The sequence below is a fragment of the Stenotrophomonas sp. LST15-1-1.1 genome, from assembly GCF_040815575.1.
GTDB classification, from domain to species: Bacteria; Pseudomonadota; Gammaproteobacteria; order Xanthomonadales; family Xanthomonadaceae; genus Stenotrophomonas; species Stenotrophomonas lactitubi_B.
The window spans coordinates 88,245-105,351 of the sequence record NZ_JBFPNJ010000030.1; the positions used below are offsets into that span (position 1 = coordinate 88,245).

General features: G+C 66.4%; 13 protein-coding genes. 6 read left to right on the forward strand and 7 right to left on the reverse strand.

The features are described from left to right. Positions 1 to 125: 125 nt before the first annotated feature. On the reverse strand, positions 126 to 1,580 hold the full coding sequence (locus tag MRBLST15_RS15275) for a SulP family inorganic anion transporter (RefSeq protein WP_367786589.1): 1,455 nt from the start codon (positions 1,578 to 1,580) through the stop codon (positions 126 to 128). 232 nt (positions 1,581 to 1,812) lie between these two features. Here MRBLST15_RS15275 and MRBLST15_RS15280 point away from each other — a divergent pair, with 232 nt between their 5' ends. Both MRBLST15_RS15280 and MRBLST15_RS15285 read left to right on the forward strand, forming a co-directional pair. Next, positions 1,813 to 2,769 carry a cation diffusion facilitator family transporter gene (locus MRBLST15_RS15280; RefSeq protein ID WP_265953212.1) on the forward strand — a complete coding sequence of 319 codons (957 nt, stop codon included), beginning with the start codon at positions 1,813 to 1,815 and terminating at the stop codon, positions 2,767 to 2,769. 111 nt (positions 2,770 to 2,880) lie between these two features. Beyond that, positions 2,881 to 3,306, forward strand: coding sequence for an organic hydroperoxide resistance protein (locus MRBLST15_RS15285; RefSeq protein ID WP_004153735.1), 426 nt, complete (start codon positions 2,881 to 2,883; stop codon positions 3,304 to 3,306). Between the two features lie 288 nt (positions 3,307 to 3,594). On the opposite strand, the gene mmsB is transcribed toward MRBLST15_RS15285, so the two are convergent. Genes mmsB through MRBLST15_RS15310 form a run of 5 tightly spaced genes read right to left on the reverse strand, consistent with a single transcriptional unit; the run spans position 3,595 to position 9,137 of the window. Then, positions 3,595 to 4,485, reverse strand: coding sequence for a 3-hydroxyisobutyrate dehydrogenase (gene mmsB / locus MRBLST15_RS15290; protein ID WP_049435499.1), 891 nt, complete (start codon positions 4,483 to 4,485; stop codon positions 3,595 to 3,597). Next, on the reverse strand, positions 4,482 to 5,660 hold the full coding sequence (locus MRBLST15_RS15295; protein WP_367786592.1) for an enoyl-CoA hydratase/isomerase family protein: 1,179 nt from the start codon (positions 5,658 to 5,660) through the stop codon (positions 4,482 to 4,484). The genes mmsB and MRBLST15_RS15295 overlap by 4 nt, the downstream gene beginning before the upstream one ends. Further along, positions 5,657 to 6,454 (reverse strand): enoyl-CoA hydratase, encoded by a 798-nt coding sequence (locus MRBLST15_RS15300; RefSeq protein WP_100554433.1) that lies wholly within the window; start codon positions 6,452 to 6,454, stop codon positions 5,657 to 5,659. The genes MRBLST15_RS15295 and MRBLST15_RS15300 overlap by 4 nt, the downstream gene beginning before the upstream one ends. Further along, the gene (locus tag MRBLST15_RS15305) at positions 6,451 to 7,617 is read right to left on the reverse strand and encodes an acyl-CoA dehydrogenase family protein (protein WP_367786594.1); all 1,167 of its coding nucleotides are present in this window, start codon (positions 7,615 to 7,617) and stop codon (positions 6,451 to 6,453) included. The genes MRBLST15_RS15300 and MRBLST15_RS15305 overlap by 4 nt, the downstream gene beginning before the upstream one ends. Before the next feature lie 14 nt (positions 7,618 to 7,631). Then, complete coding sequence (locus MRBLST15_RS15310; RefSeq protein WP_025875748.1) at positions 7,632 to 9,137, reverse strand: CoA-acylating methylmalonate-semialdehyde dehydrogenase; 1,506 nt, start codon at positions 9,135 to 9,137, stop codon at positions 7,632 to 7,634. An 87-nt stretch (positions 9,138 to 9,224) separates the two neighbouring features. On the opposite strand from MRBLST15_RS15310, the gene MRBLST15_RS15315 reads away from it, so the two are divergent. Further along, a complete protein-coding gene (locus tag MRBLST15_RS15315) occupies positions 9,225 to 10,619 on the forward strand; it encodes a helix-turn-helix domain-containing protein (protein WP_367786597.1) in 1,395 nt (464 codons plus the stop codon). 377 nt (positions 10,620 to 10,996) lie between these two features. Continuing rightward, the gene (locus MRBLST15_RS15320; protein WP_367786599.1) at positions 10,997 to 11,950 is read left to right on the forward strand and encodes a DUF1028 domain-containing protein; all 954 of its coding nucleotides are present in this window, start codon (positions 10,997 to 10,999) and stop codon (positions 11,948 to 11,950) included. A 79-nt stretch (positions 11,951 to 12,029) separates the two neighbouring features. Here MRBLST15_RS15320 and MRBLST15_RS15325 read toward each other — a convergent pair whose 3' ends face one another. After that, the gene (locus MRBLST15_RS15325) at positions 12,030 to 13,907 is read right to left on the reverse strand and encodes a patatin-like phospholipase family protein (protein ID WP_367786601.1); all 1,878 of its coding nucleotides are present in this window, start codon (positions 13,905 to 13,907) and stop codon (positions 12,030 to 12,032) included. A 338-nt stretch (positions 13,908 to 14,245) separates the two neighbouring features. Here MRBLST15_RS15325 and MRBLST15_RS15330 point away from each other — a divergent pair, with 338 nt between their 5' ends. Both MRBLST15_RS15330 and MRBLST15_RS15335 read left to right on the forward strand, forming a co-directional pair. Beyond that, a complete protein-coding gene (locus tag MRBLST15_RS15330; RefSeq protein ID WP_218946528.1) occupies positions 14,246 to 15,295 on the forward strand; it encodes a bifunctional nicotinamide-nucleotide adenylyltransferase/Nudix hydroxylase in 1,050 nt (349 codons plus the stop codon). 80 nt (positions 15,296 to 15,375) lie between these two features. Continuing rightward, entirely contained in the window at positions 15,376 to 16,785 is a 1,410-nt protein-coding gene (locus MRBLST15_RS15335) for a nicotinate phosphoribosyltransferase (RefSeq protein ID WP_367786603.1), read from the forward strand. Positions 16,786 to 17,107 lie beyond the last annotated feature (322 nt).

A 17,107-nucleotide genomic window follows, 5' to 3' on the forward strand; every position in this document is an offset into this window, starting at 1 on the left:
CGCTACGGTCACCCGGGTGCGCCCTGTTGAATCAGCGGCAGACGCAGGTGGATGTCACCGGCGCCTGCCAAAGCGCTTATGGTCCCGCCTTTTCCGATAGTAGGTGACGGCCGGTGAGTACGAACTCAGTGACCACCACCGCGCCCCCCTACCTGCTCGACCAAGGTCTGGCTGGCGGCATTGAGGCCCACCACCGTCACCTGCGCACCATGCGCGGCCAGCTTTTCCTGCGCGCGTTCCAGTGCGGCCACGGCAGTCAGATCCCACAGGTGGGCCTCGCGCAGATCGATCTCGACCTTCGCCGCCACACGCTGGTAATCAAACGCCGCACCCAGCTGCCCGGCGGAGGCGAAGAACACCTGGCCGCGCACACGGTAAACCTGCGCATGGCCTGCGTCTTCTCGCTGCACATCCAACATGCGGCCCACCTTGCGGGCGAAGAACAGCGCCGACAACAGCACGCCGCTGAGCACGCCCTTGGCCAGATCATGGGTGGCCACGGTGACCACAACGGTCAGCAGCATCACGGCTGAGGAACTGCGGGGATGCGTGCGCAGGTCGCGCAGCGAGCGCCAGCTGAAGGTGCCGATGCTGACCATGATCATCACCGCCACCAGTGCGGCCATCGGAATCTGCCGCACGAGGTCGCTGCCGTACACCACCAGCACCAGCAGCAGTACGCCGGCCACCAGGCAGGACAGGCGCCCGCGACCACCGGAGGTCACGTTGATGACCGACTGGCCGATCATCGCGCAGCCGGCCATGCCACCCAGGAAGCCGGTAATCGTGTTGGCCACGCCCTGGCCGACGCATTCGCGGTTGCGTTCGCTGGGCGTCTCGGTGATGTCCTCGACGATCTGCAGGGTCATCATCGATTCGAGCAGGCCGACCACGGCCAGCGTCGCCGACACCGGCAACAGGATGCGCAGGGTGTCCCACGTCAGCGGCACATCAGGCAGCAGGAAGTGCGGCAGGCTGTCGGGCAGTTGGCCCATGTCGCCAACCGTGCGCACCTCGATGCCGAACCCCACCACCACGGCAGTGAGCAGGCCAATGGCCACCAGCGGAGAGGGCACCGCACGGGTGATGCGCGGCAGCAGGTAGATGATCGCCAGCGCGGCCGCGCACAGCACATAAACGGTAGGGCCGCGACCGACCAGTTCCGGCAGCTGCGCCAGGAAGATCAGGATCGCCAGCGCATTGACGAAGCCGGTGATGACCGAGCGCGAAACAAAACGCATCAACGAACCGAGCTTGAACAGGCCGGCCACTACCTGCAGCAGGCCGGCCAGGATGCTGGCGGCGAACAGGTACTGCAGGCCGTGATCACGTACGAGATCAACCATCACCAGCGCCATCGCACCGGTGGCAGCGGAAATCATGCCCGGGCGGCCACCGGCGATAGCGGTGATCACGGCAATGGAGAACGCGGCATACAGGCCGACCTTGGGGTCGACGCCAGCGATGAGCGAGAACGCGATGGCTTCGGGAATCAACGCCAGGGCGACGACGGTGCCGGACAGCAGATCACCACGGAGATTGCCGAGCCATTGCCGGCGCAGGGGATAAGACGTTTGCATGGAAAAGCTCCGCGCACACGCGGGCGGGGCCACGTGGCGCTGCAGTGTGAAGACACGGGTTCCTGAGCCGGATGGGCCGGCTGCCGAAGGGCGGCAAGGGTCAGGGTGGTGTGATCACTGCAGTGCGTCGTCGGAAAGCGTGGAGGGTGCGGAGTGTACTGCAGCCGATGACCCGCAGGTAGGCAAGACGGCGTGAGAGGCAGCGGAGCATGGCTCCGCTCTACAATGCCGCATGGTCACGGCCCCTCCCCGCTTCTTCGATCCACGCACCGAACAGGGCGTGCTGCGCCTGTCCATTGTCGGCTCGCTGCTGCTGGCCGCAGCGGCGGTGGTGTTCGGCCTGCTGGCCAACTCTTCGCTGATCATCTTCGACGGCATCTACGGCCTGATCGACGTGGTGATGACCTGGTTGTCGCTGCTGGTCGCGCGGCTGATCGCGCTGTCCACGCAGACCGACGCCCTGCAGTCACGCCTCAACCAGCGCTTCACCATGGGTTTCTGGCACCTGGAACCGATCGTGTTGGGTGTGAGCGGTACGTTGATGATCGGCGCAGCGCTGTATGCCCTGGTCAATGCGGTCGATGCGCTGATGTCGGGTGGGCGGCAGATCGCGCTTGGTCCCGCGATCATCTTCGCGGCACTGTCGATCGTGGCCGAGAGCGCGCTGGCCTGGTTCGTGCTGCGTGCCAACCGGCGCATCGGCTCGGAGTTCATCGCACTGGATGCGAAGAACTGGGTGATCGCCGCGAGCATGTCGGCCTGCTACCTGGCGGCCTTCCTCGGCGGTGTGCTGGTCCACGGTACCTCATGGGCATGGGTCGGGCCGTACATCGATCCGGCCATCCTGGCGTTCGTCTGCGTGCTGGTGATGATCGCGCCGCTGGGCACGGTGCGGCGCGCGCTGGCCGGCATCCTGCTGGTCACGCCGCCGGAACTGCAGGCACACGTCGATGCCGTGGCGCGGGGAATCGTTGCAAAGCACGGCTTCGTCGAACACCGCAGCTATGTGGCCCAGGTGGGCCGTGGCGAACAGATCGAGCTGTTCTTCGTGGTGCGCGAGGACGACCCGCCGCGGCCTCTGCTGGAGTGGGATCACCTGCGCGACGAAATCGGCGACGCGCTGGGCGAATCATCGCCGGACCGCTGGCTGACCATCATGTTCACCACTGACCGGGAATGGACGATCTAGGCTGACAGGACGTTCAATCAAGTTTTTCGGACGTGTTGTAACCCAACGTGCGCAGAATCCGGGCAAAGTAGGCTCCAACGCATCACCCACCCACTGACCAGGAGCATCCCGATGTCCATCGAAAAGGTTCTGTACACCGCCCAGGCCACCTCCACCGGCGGCCGCGAAGGTCGTTCCGTTTCTTCCGACAACGTGCTGGACATCCAGCTGTCGACCCCGCGCGAGCTGGGCGGCGCAGGCGGCCCGGGCACCAATCCGGAACAGCTGTTCGCTGCGGGCTATTCGGCCTGCTTCCTCGGCGCACTGAAGTTCGTGGCCGGCCAGGCCAAGGTCGCGCTGCCGGCCGACACCACCGTGACCGGCAAGGTCGGCATCGGCCAGATCCCGACTGGTTTCGGCATTGAAGCCGAGCTGACCATCAACGTGCCGGGCGTGCCGCGCGAGCAGGTGGAAGAGCTGGTGCAGAAGGCGCACATCGTCTGCCCGTACTCCAACGCCACCCGCGGCAACATCGACGTGACGCTGATCGTTGCCTGATGCAACGAGGGGTCGGATCCCTTTGCCAAAGGCAGAGGGCTCTGACCCCGTTGCGGTGTGTCTGGGGTCAGAGCCCATTCGCGTTGCGAAAGGGATCCGACCCAAAAAAATGGGCGGATGCCGGTCGAAACCGTGCATCCGCCCATCCCACCTCGGGTGGGCCCCGGCACGTGGCCGGGGGCGCATTCGCTTGCGTAGAGCCGAGCCCATGCTCGGCTGATCCATCCGGCGCCGCGATGCGCGGTGGAAAGGCAGCCGAGCATGGGCTCGGCTCTACACGTCCAAGCCCTATTTTTCGCTGGTGATCAGCTGCACGACGCTGGAGAAATCCAGCTTGCCGCGACCGGCCTGGTGGTTCATCGAGTACAGGTTGCGGGCCACTTCGCCCAGCGGGATCGAGGCGCCGACGCTCATCGCCGCTTCCACCGCCAGGCCCATGTCCTTCAGCATCAGGTCACTGCCGAAGCCGCCGCTGTAGCCGCGCGACGCCGGTGCGTTCTCCAGCACGCCGGGCCACGGGTTGCACACTTCGGTGGCCCAGCTGCGGCCGGTGCTGACCGCCATCATCTGCGACAGCACCTTCGGGTCCAGCCCGTGTGCCACGCCGAGCGCGATGGCTTCGCCGGTGACGGCCATGATCACGCCCAGCGCCATGTTGTTGCACAGCTTGGCGACCTGGCCGGCGCCGCTGGCACCCACATGGAAGATGTTCTTGCCCATCGCCTGCAGCACGGGGCGGGCGCGTTCCAGCGCGTCCTCTTCACCACCGACGATGAAGGTCAGCGTGCCGGCCTGTGCGCCAGCAGTACCGCCGGACACTGGTGCATCGATCATCTGCAGGCCTCGTGCCGCGGCCGCTTCGGAAACCTTGCGCGCGCTGGCAGGTGCAATCGTGCTGCAGTCGATGACCAGCGCACCGGCGGGAATCGCGGCAAGGATGCCGTCGTCGCCCAGGTACACGCCTTCGACGTGGCGGCTGGCCGGCAGCATCGAGATCACAACCTCGGCGTCGGCAAGCGTATCGCGTGCGGATGGCGCGGCGCTTGCGCCTGCATCCACAGCAGCCTGTACGGCGGCCGGCACCAGATCGAACACGCGCACGGTGTGGCCGTTCTTGACCAGATTGGCGGCCATCGGGCCACCCATGTTGCCCAACCCGATGAATGCAATGCGGCTCATGCAAGGCTCCTTTCAGCAATGGAGGTACCCAGGTCGGCCAGCGGATGCGCGGCATCGGCCCAGGGAGAAGCGAAGAACGTATCGGCCCATGCGCGGCTGGCCTCGGTCAGCGAGGCCGGGTTCCACGATGGAGTGCGGTCCTTGTCGATCAGCAGCGCGCGGATGCCTTCGGCGAAATCGCCATGCGCAGCGCAATGCAGCGCCGTGATGTACTCCAGCCGGTACACGCTGGCCAGGTCCTGGCCAGCACTGCGGCTCTGCAGTTCGAAGGCCAGCCGTGCCGAACCCGGCGCACCGGCGGCCAGCGTCTTCTGTGCGGCCTGCAACCAGGCATCATCGGTCTGCAGCGTGCTGATGCGTTCGACGATGGCGGCGAGATCATCGCCTTCGCACAGCGCATCGACCTGCGCGGCATTGGCCAGCAGCGGGCCGGTAGCCGCATCGCTGGCGAACGACAGCAGCAGCTGTGACAGGCGTTCGTGGTTGCGTGCGGCATCGGCCGACCACGCGACCTGCAGCAGCGCATCGAACACCGCACTGCGGCGCTCCTCGGCCACGTGCACGTCGGCCAGGCCGGCGTAGATCGCATCGCCGGGGTTGAGCAGCGCACCGGTCAGTGCAAGGAACAGGCCGCCGTTGCCCGGCACACGCGGCAGCAGCCAGCTGCCACCCACGTCCGGGAACAGACCGACAGTGATTTCCGGGAAGGCCAGCTTGGAACGCTCGCTGACCACGCGATGGCTGGCGCCGGACATCAGACCGATGCCGCCGCCCATCACGATGCCATGGCCCCAGCAAAGGATCGGCTTGGCGTAGGTATGGATCAGGTAGTCGACGCGGTACTCGACGTCGAAGAACTCGGCGGCGTAGTCGTTCTCGCGGATGTCCGTGTGGCCGGCCTCGCGGTAGGCGAGCATGCTCTGGTACAGGCTGTGCAGATCACCGCCGGCACAGAATGCCTTTTCGCCGGCACCCTGCAGCACCACCAGCGCGATGCCGTCGTCGTCAGCCCAGGCGTTGAGCTGCGTCAGCAGCAGATGTGCCATCGGCAGCGAGAAGCCATTGAGCGTACGCGGTGCGTTGAGCGTGGCGATGCCGATGCGCGTGCCGTTGCCAGCGGCGCGTTCTTCGAACAGTACCGGTGCTTCGGCAACGTTCGTGTCGACCGCAGTCATGCGTTCTTCCACTGCGCGGCGCGCTTTTCAAGGAAGGCACTCACACCCTCGACCTGATCGGCGGTGTCGAACAGATCGACGAAGGCCTCGCGCTCGGCCACCAGCGCCGATGCATGGGTGCCAGTGCGGGTGGACTGCACCAGGGTCTTGCAGGCGGCGATGCTGGTCGGGCTCTGCTTGCCAGCCTTCTTCGCCCATTCCAGTGCCAGCGCCTTGGATTCGCCCTTGCCGACCTTTTCTTCGGCAAGACCAATCCGCACCGCGGTCTCGGCGTTGATGCGCTCGCCGAGCAGGATCATGCGCTTGGCCCAGCCCTCGCCGACCAGGCGCGGCAGGTTCTGGGTGCCACCGGCGCACGGCAGCAGGCCAACGGTGGCCTCCGGCAGCGCAACCTGGGCGTGGTCTTCGATGATGCGCAGGTCGCAGGCCAGCGCGCATTCCAGGCCGCCACCCATGGCGTAGCCGTTGATCGCGGCAATCGATACGCCACGGAACGCGGACAGCGCCTCGAAGGCTTCACCGAAGCGGCGCGCGGCTTCGCGAGCGGCCGCCTTGTCGCCGGAGGCGAACTGGTTGAGGTCGGCACCGGCGGAGAAGAACTTCTCGCCGTCACCGGTGATCACCAGCGCGTAGATGTCGCGGTCTGCGTTCAGCGCGCCCACCAGGTCGCGCAGCGCCGACAGGCTGTGCACGGTCCAGGTATGCGCCGGCGGGTTGTTCAGGGTGACCACGGCGGTGTGGCCATCGGCCTCGACCTTCAGGCCCACGTGCTCCTGGGTACGCCAATCCTTCATCGCAGTTCCTCTTCGGTGTTGAGCAGGTGACGGGCAACGATCACCCGCATGATCTCGTTGGTGCCTTCCAGGATCTGGTGCACGCGGCTGTCGCGCAGCAGGCGCTCGATCGGATATTCGCGGATGTAGCCGTAGCCACCGTGGATCTGCAGGGCTTCGTTGCAGATGTTGAAGCCGGCATCGGTGGCAAAACGCTTGGCCATCGCGCACCACACGTTGGCATCGCTGGCACCGGCATCGAGCTTGCGCGCGGCGGTATGCACCATCTGCCGCGCCGCGACCAGTTCGATGGCCATGTCGGCCAGCTTGAACTGCAGTGCCTGGAACTCGGACAACGCCTTGCCGAACTGGCGGCGCTCGCCCATGTAGCGGCGCGCTGCATCCAGCGCACCCTGCGCAGCACCCAGCGAGCATGCGGCGATGTTGATGCGGCCACCATCGAGCCCCTTCATTGCCAGCTTGAAGCCGCCGCCTTCCTCTCCCAGAAGGTGGCTGACCGGCACGCGGACGTTCTCGAAGGTGATGCCGCGGGTGGGTTGGCTGTTCCAGCCCATCTTCTCTTCCTTGCGGCCGTAGCTGATGCCCGGCAGGTCGGCCGGCACCGCGATCGCGCTGACCCCGCCTGCACCAGCACCGCCGGTGCGTGCCATCACCACCAGCAGTTCGGTGGCACCGGCGCCGGAAATGAAGGCCTTGGAGCCATTCAACACGTAGAAATCGCCATCGCGCACGGCGCTGGTCTTCAGCGAGGCTGCATCCGAGCCGGCACCCGGCTCGGTCAGGCAGTACGAGGCCAGCTTGCTGCCCGACGACAGGTCATTGCCCCATGCATCGCGCAGGGCCGGCTGGCCCCACGTGGACACCATCCACGAGGCCATGTTGTGGATGCTGATGTAGGCCGCGGTCGACGGATCGACGTTGGCGAGCTCCTCGATGACGACGGCGGCGTCCAGTCGGCTCAGGCCGCTGCCGCCCACTTCCGGGTCCATGTACAGACCGCAGAAGCCCAGTTCACCGGCCTTGGCGATCGCCTCGCGCGGAAAGATGCCCTCCGCATCCCATCGCGCGGCGTGCGGCTCCAGTTCGGCCTGTGCGAAGTCACGCGCAGCCTCACGATAGGCCTGCTGCGCTTCTTCCTGCTCCGTCGTCATCGAGTGGCTCATGGCTGCTCCTGCCCTTACTTCAGGCTGATGGTGGTGTTGACGCCGTGGCTCAGCGTCTCGTCGTCGAACCAGCGCGCGGTGACGGTCTTGGTCTGCGTGTAGAACAGCACTACCTGCTTGCCGTACGGACCCAGGTCGCCGAGCTTGGAAGCGCGCGAACCGGTGAACGAGAACAGCGGCACCGGCACCGGGATCGGCACGTTGATGCCGACCTGGCCGACGTCGATGTCCTCCTGGAAGCGACGTGCAGCGGCGCCGGACTGGGTGAACAGCGCGGTGCCGTTGCCGTTCGGGTTGCTGTTGACCATCGCGATGGCCTCATCCAGCGTTTCCGCTTCGAGGATGACCAGCACCGGCCCGAAGATTTCTTCCTGATAGATGCGCATGTCGGTGGTGACACCGGCAAAGATGGTCGGGCCGACGAAGTTGCCCTTCTCGAACCCATCGACCTGCGGCTTGCGGCCATCGAGCACCAGCTTGGCGCCCTGCTCCACACCCGACGCGATCAGGCCTTCGACGCGATCACGGGCGCTGCAGGAAATGACCGGGCCGACGTCGGTGCCGGCGACGGTGCCACCGCTGACCTTCAGGGTCTTGGCCTTCTCGACCAGGTCCTGCACCCAACCGCGCGCTTCACCGACCAGCACCAGGGTGGAGGCAGCCATGCAGCGCTGGCCTGCCGCACCGAAGGCAGCGCCGACCATCGCGTTGAGGGTCTGCTCCTTGTTGGCATCCGGCAGCACCACGGCGTGGTTCTTGGCGCCCATCATGCACTGCACGCGCTTGCCGGCCAGCGAGGCGCGGTTGTACACGTGGGTGCCGACGCGGGTGGAACCGACGAACGAAACGGCCTTGATGTCCGGGTGGTCGCAGATGGCGTTGACCACTTCTTCGCCACCGTGGACGACGTTCAGCACGCCCTTCGGAATGCCCGCTTCCAGCGCCAGTTCGACCAGGCGCATGGTGACCATCGGGTCCTGCTCGGACGGCTTGAGGATGAAGGTGTTGCCGGTGGCAATGGCCATCGGGAACATCCACAGCGGGATCATCGCCGGGAAGTTGAACGGGGTGATGCCTGCGCATACGCCCAGCGGCTGCATGATCGAGTAGGTGTCCACGCCGTTGGCCACGTTGTTGGCCAGTTCGCCCAGCTGCAGGTTGCCGATGGCGGCCGCATGCTCGACCACTTCCAGGCCGCGGAACACATCGCCTTCGGCGTCCGGCAGCGTCTTGCCCTGTTCGGCGGTGAGGATGTGCGCCAGCTCGCTCATGTTTTCGCGGATCAACTGCTGGTACTTCAGGAAGATGCGCGCGCGGGTACCGATCGGGGTCTTGCGCCAGGTCTTGAAGGCTTCCTTGGCGGCGGCCACGGCCGCGTCGACTTCACCCGTGGTGGCGAACGGCACCTGGGCCAGCACGTCCTGGGTGGCCGGATTGATCACGTCCTGCCAGTGGGAGGTGGCCGATTCAACGAACTGGCCATCGATCAGCATGCGGATACGGGGCGCTGCAACAGTCATGACGACAATCCACGGGGTGCGAAAGATGCTTGGCATTATTCACAGCATCCAACTCGATTTCCGGCCTGAATCCGCTTAATCTGGCCAATGCCCGCCACGATTCCTGTTAATTCTGTGAATTATTCAGCCCCCCAGCGCCAACTTGGCCTGCGCCTGCTGCGCCTGCGCGAGCAGCGCGGCTACAGCCAGGCCGACCTTGCCCGCGCATTGGGGCTGTCGGCCAGCTACCTGAACCAGATCGAGCGCAACAAGCGCCCGCTGACGCCTGCGGTGCAGAAGAAGCTGGGCGAGGTGTTGGGCGATGTTTCCGCCCTGTTCGACGACAATGAGCCCGCCGCGCTGCAGGAGTCGCTGGGCGAGACCCTGCGCGATCTCGGCCTGGCCGACGTCAGCGCGACCGAACTGCGGGCGTTGGCCGGCAACCTGCCGCAGGTCAGCCGCGCGCTGCTGGACCTGCACCGCCGCCATCTGGCATTGCGCGAGCATGCCGCCGCGCTGGAATTCCAGTTGGGCGAGCCAGGCGCGGGCAGCACGCTGCCGTCCGGTGACCAGGTGCGCGAGTTCTTCAACCGCATGCACAACCACATCCCCGAACTGGATGAACTGGCCGAGCAGCTGTTCGCCGAATGGGGGCTGGCGCCGGGACACGTAGCGCCCCGGCTGCGCCAGTTGCTGGCCGACCGCCACGGGGTGCTGGTGGAAGTGGCCGCGCTGCAGGCCGGCCGCGAGAAGCGCCAATACGATGCCGGCAGCCGCACGCTGTGGCTGCCCGACTACCTGGAACCGGGCCAACAGGCGTTCCAGATGGCGGTCGAGCTGGCGCTGCGCGGCTACCTGCCGCAGATCGATGCGGTGATCGCGCGCACCGGCTTCACCGACGACGCGCGTATCGCGCAGGCGCGCATCGGCCTGTCCAATTATTTCGCCGGCGCGCTGGTGATGCCGTACATGCGCTTCCTGCGCGCGGCCGAAGCCAGCAGCTATGACATCGAGCTGCTGGCGCATCAGTTCGGCGTGGGATTCGAGGCGGTCTGCCATCGCTTGAGTACGCTGGCACGCCGCAGCGCCCCGGGCCTGCCGTTCTTCTTCATCCGCGTGGACCGCGCCGGCAATGTGTCCAAGCGCCACTCGGCCACCGATTTCCACTTCTCGCAGGTGGGCGGGTCGTGCCCGTTGTGGATCGTCTACGAGGCCTTCAACCAGCCCGGACGCATCCTCACCCAGACCGCGCGCATGCCTGATGGCCGCCGCCATTTCTGGCTGGCACGGCAGGTCAGCAGCGGCCCGGTCGGCCACGGCCAGCCACGCAAGACCTTCGCGGTGGCATTGGGCTGTGATCTGCAGCATGCGGACAGGCTGGTGTATTCGCTGGGGCTGGACGTGCAGAGCCCGGGCAATTCGGTGTCGATCGGGCCGGGTTGCCGGGTGTGCCCCCGCGAGGACTGCATGCAGCGTGCGTTTACCCAGTTGCCGGGAAGGTAGGGGTTGGTTCGGCAGGGCTGCGCCCTGCACCTGCTTCAATCCAAGACAACAGCAAAAGCAACAGCGGGCATTCCGTGGGATGGCGGGGTGGGTCCGGTTGCGGGGGCCGCTGCAAGTACGTCCATGTAAGCTCGGTCGCCGCATCCATGCGGCTCACGCCCCCGCAACCGGACCCACCCCGCCTTCGACAGGTTCCCGCCGCTGTTGGTGGGTGTCGACCTTGGTCGACACGGTAGATCCACGCCATGCGTGGATGTTCTTCGATGAATTGTCGACTATTCAATTTCGATGGAGATCCATCCACGCATGGCGTGGATCTACTAAACCTTCCTCGCGTAGGCTGCATCCCACTGGGGATGCCCTCCCCGGAGACCGCCATGTCCCTGCTGCGACCCTGCCTCGCCCTGCTGCTTGCTGCCGTCGCTGCGCCGGCATGGGCCACGTTCTCCATTGCCGCCTGCAACGAGGCCGGTGACTGCGGAGTTGCCGTCGCCACCCACAACCTCGCCGTCGGCGGTGTCGGTGTGCCGTGGGCGCAGGCCAAGGTTGGCGCGGTCGCCAGCCAGTTCGAAACCAACCCGACCTATGGCTCGAAGGGGCTGGCGCTGCTGGCCGAAGGCCGCACGCCGGCGCAGGTGCTCAAGCAGCTGCTTGACGAGGACGGCGACTTCGATGGCACCACCATCGCCGAACGCCAGGTCGGGCTGGTCAGTGCGCGTGGCGGCAACGCGCAGTACACCGGCGCCACCGCACAGCAGGCCGTTTGGGCGGGTGCCGTTGGCGAGGGCAAGGTGAGCGTGCAGGGCAACGGATTGGCCGGGCCGGACGTGCTGGCGGCGATGCAACGCGCGTTTGCGGCCACCCACGGTGAGCTTGCCGCGCGCCTGTTGGCCGCGCTGGAAGCAGGACAAGCGGCAGGCGGGCAACGCAGTGGGCAATGGTCGGCGGCACTGCTGGTGCGCACGCCGGGCGGCGACTGGCAGGACACCGACCTGCGCGTGGATGCCGACCCGCGCGCCGTAGCGCGATTGCGCGAGCTGTACGACATGCGGCTTTCAAATGACGCGATCATCCGCGCCGAGCAGCAGTGGGAACGCGACGATGTTGCGGCTGCGCGCGCATCGCTCGCCACATCGCTGGCGCTCGCGCATGGCTGGGACCGCACATGGGCGCGTGCCGCGCGATTGGCGATGTCACACGGTGAAACCGCATTGGCCCGCGAATACCTGGCGGGATTGCGCGCGCTCAACCCGGGATGGGTGAAGCAGGAACTGGCCTTGCCGTTGTACGCGCCATTGCGCGGCGATGCGGTGGTCGAGCCGTGGCGATAGGCGGTAGCGCCGGGCCATGCCCGGCGAGCGCAGCGGTACGAAAGGTTGCCGGACATGGTCCGGCGCTACCGGACAACGATCAATAGATCGGCGTCACCTTCATCTGCGGCAACGGCCGTGGCGAGCCGTCGGTGAGGTCGGGACCGAGGTCATCCCAACTGCGTCCCTGCTCCACCATCAGCCCCCACAGCTGCTGCGATGCCAGCCGCTTGTCTTCCGAGCCCAGCTTGTAGGACGGCGGTGGCGGCGTGCCTGTGGCCACCATCGCATAGGCCGCGCGATAGGCCAGCACCTGCTGCGCCGGATCATCGGTGCGCGAAATCTCCAGCGTGTAGCGCTGGTAGGCCGAGGCCAGGTTGCGCCACCGGATCCAGTAATGGTTCTCGAACGAGAACGAACAGAAGCGTGCGCCGGCCAGGCTGCCCTTGTCGGCGATGCGGGTCAGCACCTCCTGTGGCATGTCCAGGTTCATGCCGCCCTCGTCGCCCTGCAGGCTCACATGCACGATGCGGTCGCGATACCCGGGCGCACGCGCCTGCAGCAGATCGCGCCAGTTCTGCATGGTGGCCACCACCGCAAACAGGAAGCGGCCCAGTTCGCCGGCCGCCAACGGCGTGGCAATGGACTGGTAGTGCCGCTGCCATCCATGGCGGTTCTCGGTGGGCAGGAACACCGAGCGTTCCAGCGCCTGGCGGCTGTCGCTCTCGCGCACCACCGGCTCGGGGCGTTGCGGGTAAACCAGGTTGATGGCGAAGGTCGGCCAGCGCGGCAGCGCCGCATCGAACAGGTGGATCGGGAAGTTGCTGCTGATGCCGCCATCGGAGAACCAGCACACCCGGAACGCGGTGATCACCGGACCGCAGGCCTGGCCTGCGCTGGTCAGGCCTTCCATGCTGTCGGCCACGTTGTGCCCGGCCTCGCCTCCAGCCGTCGATGTCGGTTCGCAGCGACGCTCGCGACGCGAGGGCTCATGCAGCGGCACCGCGCTGATCAGCAGCGGGAAGCTGAGGCTCATGCGCGTGGCCACCAGTACCGGCAGCGACGCGCCCTGCGGCAGGTGGTAGTAGTTGCGCCCTTCAACCTCGCGCGGTGGACCGGCGCGGTCGACCATCCACTGCACCACGCTGGCGGGGAACAGCTGCTCGAATTCCTCGCGCAGGAACCAGAACTGCGCACCACCCAACGGCAGCGTGCGCGGTTCGTTGTGCGACACGCAGGTGGTGATCATCTGCAGGGTGATCGCATGCGGGCTGTCCGGCTCGCCTGCATAACGGGGCGCGTCGTGCAGATCGGCGAAGGTCAGCGGTGCATCCATCGGCTTTCCCGACAGCTGCTGCAGGCTTTCATGCAGCCACTCGGTCAGCGCCGGCGTACCTGCGTCCCGGCTCAGTCCACTGCACAGCCCCAGCAGGTTGCGTCGCGCCACCCGTGCCACGCGCAGCGCCGCCCCGGCTACACCTGCACCATAGGCACACAACAGCGACGGCAGCAGGGTCGCCGCCACGCCGCTCCAGCCACCGCCCCACCAGCCCAGGCCGAGCAGCAGTGCAAGCGACACCAGCACTTCCAGCGGCGCGATCTGGAACACCGCGATAGCCAGGCACAGCAGCTTGCGCGGCCAGCCGGCGTTGCCGGTCAGCACCACCAGCAGCCGATACGCTGCGCGCGCGCCAGCGGCGGGTTGGAACAGGCTGTAGATGAATCCACGCCGCGACAGCTGTGCCGACACCGCCGACAGGCCGCCATATCCCGCATCGCCCGGCAGGTGTTCGCCCAGTTGCTGGCGGCGGTCGCCGTATGCCGCAGCGGCCGCCACGGCAGCGGCGATCGCACCGGCCGAGGTGCCGCCGATGCTCTTGAAACGGTATTCGCGGGCCAGTGCGAGCACCGCGTTGGGATACACGATGCCGCTGGTGATGCCGCCTTTCATGACCAGATCGCAGTACTTGTCTGCCACTACCCTTCCTCCGCTTGCCAACGGCGCGCCGCAGCGCGTACTGCCATCCCTGGACCGGTGAGACCTGCCTGTCATTGCCATAGCGCTTGGGCGCGGGGCACGGGAACGTGTGAAAGGCTCCCATCCAACGCCAGGAATGCAGTATGACGTGGAGCCCTCTCACCGCCTGAGACCACCGCCGCAGTTGTGCAGGCACGTGGCCGGCAGGCAGCCGCCATACCGTGCTGGCAGCTGTCTGGCACCACTGGCGGATACTTGACCGGCGGCACCGAAGGCGTAGCATCTGCAGCAAGCCAAGGGACAGACCCTTCGCTGCCACAACGACATGAGGGATTCTCATGGAATTCGACTATCTCGTCTTCATCGGGCGTTTCGAGCCCTTCCACAACGGCCATGCCGCCGTTGCCCGCCTTGCCCTGAGCAGGGCCCGCAAGCTGATCTTCCTGGTCGGCTCTGCCGATACCCCCCGCAGCCTGCGCAATCCCTGGACCGTGGCCGAACGCGCCGTGATGATCCAGGCCGCCCTCGATGGCAACGCCGATCGCCTGCTGATCCAGCCACTGCGTGACCACCTGTACAACGAAGCCCAGTGGATCGCCAGCGTGCAGCGTCATGTGGCCGAAGCCCTGCGCAACGATGGTGCCGCATCCGATGCGAAGGTCGGCCTGATCGGCATGGACAAGGATGCTTCCAGCTACTACCTGCGGGAGTTCCCGCAATGGCCGCTGGTCGACGTGCAGCACACTGCTACCTTGTCGGCCACCGAGCTGCGCCGTTACCTGTTCGAAGCCGGCGACGTGGATTTCCACGGTGCACTGCTGATGCTGCGCGGCAATGTACCGGCACCGGTGTACGACATGCTCGAGGCGTTCCGCAGAAGCTCACCGGCCTACGCGCAGCTGGTGGCCGAGTACCGCTTCATCGAGCAGTACAAGGCCGCCTGGAAGGATGCGCCATACGCACCGACCTTTGTCACCACCGATGCGGTGGTCGTGCACTCGGGCCACGTACTGCTGGTCCGCCGTCGTTCGGCACCGGGCAAGGGCCTGTGGGCGCTGCCCGGCGGCTTCGTCGGCCAGGAACAGAGCCTGCTCGACAGCTGCCTGCGCGAACTGCGCGAGGAAACCCGGCTGAAGATTCCACTGCCGGTGCTGAAGGGCTCGCTGAAGGGCCAGCAGGTGTTCGACCACCCCGAGCGCAGCCAGCGCGGCCGCACCATCACCCATGCCTTCCACTTCGAATTCCCCGCTGGCGAACTGCCGGCGGTGCGCGGTGGCGACGACGCCGACAAGGCGCGCTGGATTCCGGTCAGCGAGGCGCTGGACATGGGCCCGCAGCTGTTTGAAGACCACCTGCACATCCTGGAGTACTTCCTGGGCCGGGGCTGATCCGACCGGGCCCTGCAGAACCCGTTTTCCCCACCGGCGGACAGACCGCCGGTGCCACTCGACGCGAAGGAGCTTCCGTCATGCATTACCTCGATAACCTTCTCCTCAACACCGACAGCTACAAGGCCAGCCACTGGCTGCAGTATCCGCCGGGTGCCGACGCCACGTTCTTCTACGTGGAGTCGCGCGGCGGCCTGCACGATCGCACGGTGTTCTTCGGCCTGCAGGCGATCCTCAAGGATGCCCTGGCACGGCCGGTCACCCACGCCGACATCGACGACGCCGCAGCGCTGTTCGCCGCGCATGGCGAACCGTTCAACGAAGCCGGCTGGCGCGATATCGTTGACCGTCTCGGCGGCCATCTGCCGGTACGCATCCGCGCCGTACCCGAAGGCAGCGTGGTGCCCACGCACCAGGCACTGATGACCATCGAGTCGACCGACCCCGCCGCCTTCTGGGTGCCGTCCTACCTGGAAACCCTGCTGCTGCGCGTGTGGTACCCGGTCACCGTGGCGACCATCAGCTGGCATGCGCGGCAGACCATCGCCGGCTTCCTGCAGCAGACCAGCGATGACCCCCAGGGGCAGCTGCCGTTCAAGCTGCACGACTTCGGCGCACGCGGCGTCTCCAGCCTGGAATCTGCCGCACTTGGTGGTGCCGCGCACCTGGTCAACTTCCTCGGCACCGATACGGTGTCGGCGCTGTGCCTTGCACGTGCGCACTACCACGCGCCGATGGCGGGCTATTCGATTCCCGCCGCCGAGCACAGCACCATCACCAGCTGGGGCCGCGAGCGCGAAGTGGATGCGTACCGCAACATGCTGCGCCAGTTCGGCACGCCCGGTGCGATCGTGGCCGTGGTGTCGGACAGCTATGACATCTACCGTGCCATCAGCGAACACTGGGGTACCACCCTGCGCGAGGAAGTGATCGCTTCTGGCGCCACGCTGGTCATCCGCCCGGATTCTGGCGACCCGGTCGAGGTGGTCGCCGAGAGCCTGCTGCGGTTGGATGCCGCGTTCGGTCACACGATCAACGGCAAGGGCTACAAGGTGCTCAACCATGTCCGCGTCATCCAGGGCGATGGCATCAACCCGGACACGATCCGCGCGATCCTGCAGCGCACCACCGATGATGGCTACGCGGCTGACAACGTGGCCTTCGGCATGGGCGGCGCGCTGCTGCAGCGGCTGGACCGCGATACCCAGAAGTTCGCGCTGAAGTGCTCGGCCGCGCGGGTGGACGGTGACTGGATCGATGTCTACAAGGATCCGGTCACCGATGCCGGCAAGGCCAGCAAGCGCGGCCGTATGCGCCTGCTGCGCCGTCTGGACGACGGCAGCCTGCATACGGTGCCGCTGCCGGCCGGTGGCGATGACACCCTTCCGGCCGGCTTCGAGGATGCGATGGTGACCGTGTGGGAGAACGGCCGACTGCTGCACGACCAGCGCCTGGATGACATCCGCGCGCGGGCCGCTGCGGGGCGTTGAGTAGGCAATCTCGGTTTAGGTAGGCCCGCAGTCGTACGTAGCCAACGTGGCCCGGCCGACGCTCAGCGTCGTTCCGGGCATTTCGGATACGGATGCCAGGGAATAAATGCGAGCACAGGAATTTTCCAGCAGATTCGCGCAAGTACGCCCCCTATTCCTGGCACTCGTCTGCCATTCAACCGGACTGGACCACCAGCACGAGCCTGTCCGAGCTGCCACCTTTCTCAATCGGCCACGCTCAGTCACTGCTTGAAGCAATGGCAATGGCCTGCCAATCTAGGCGTCAATCGCCTGCCATACTGGCGAGCGTGTAACGTCATTA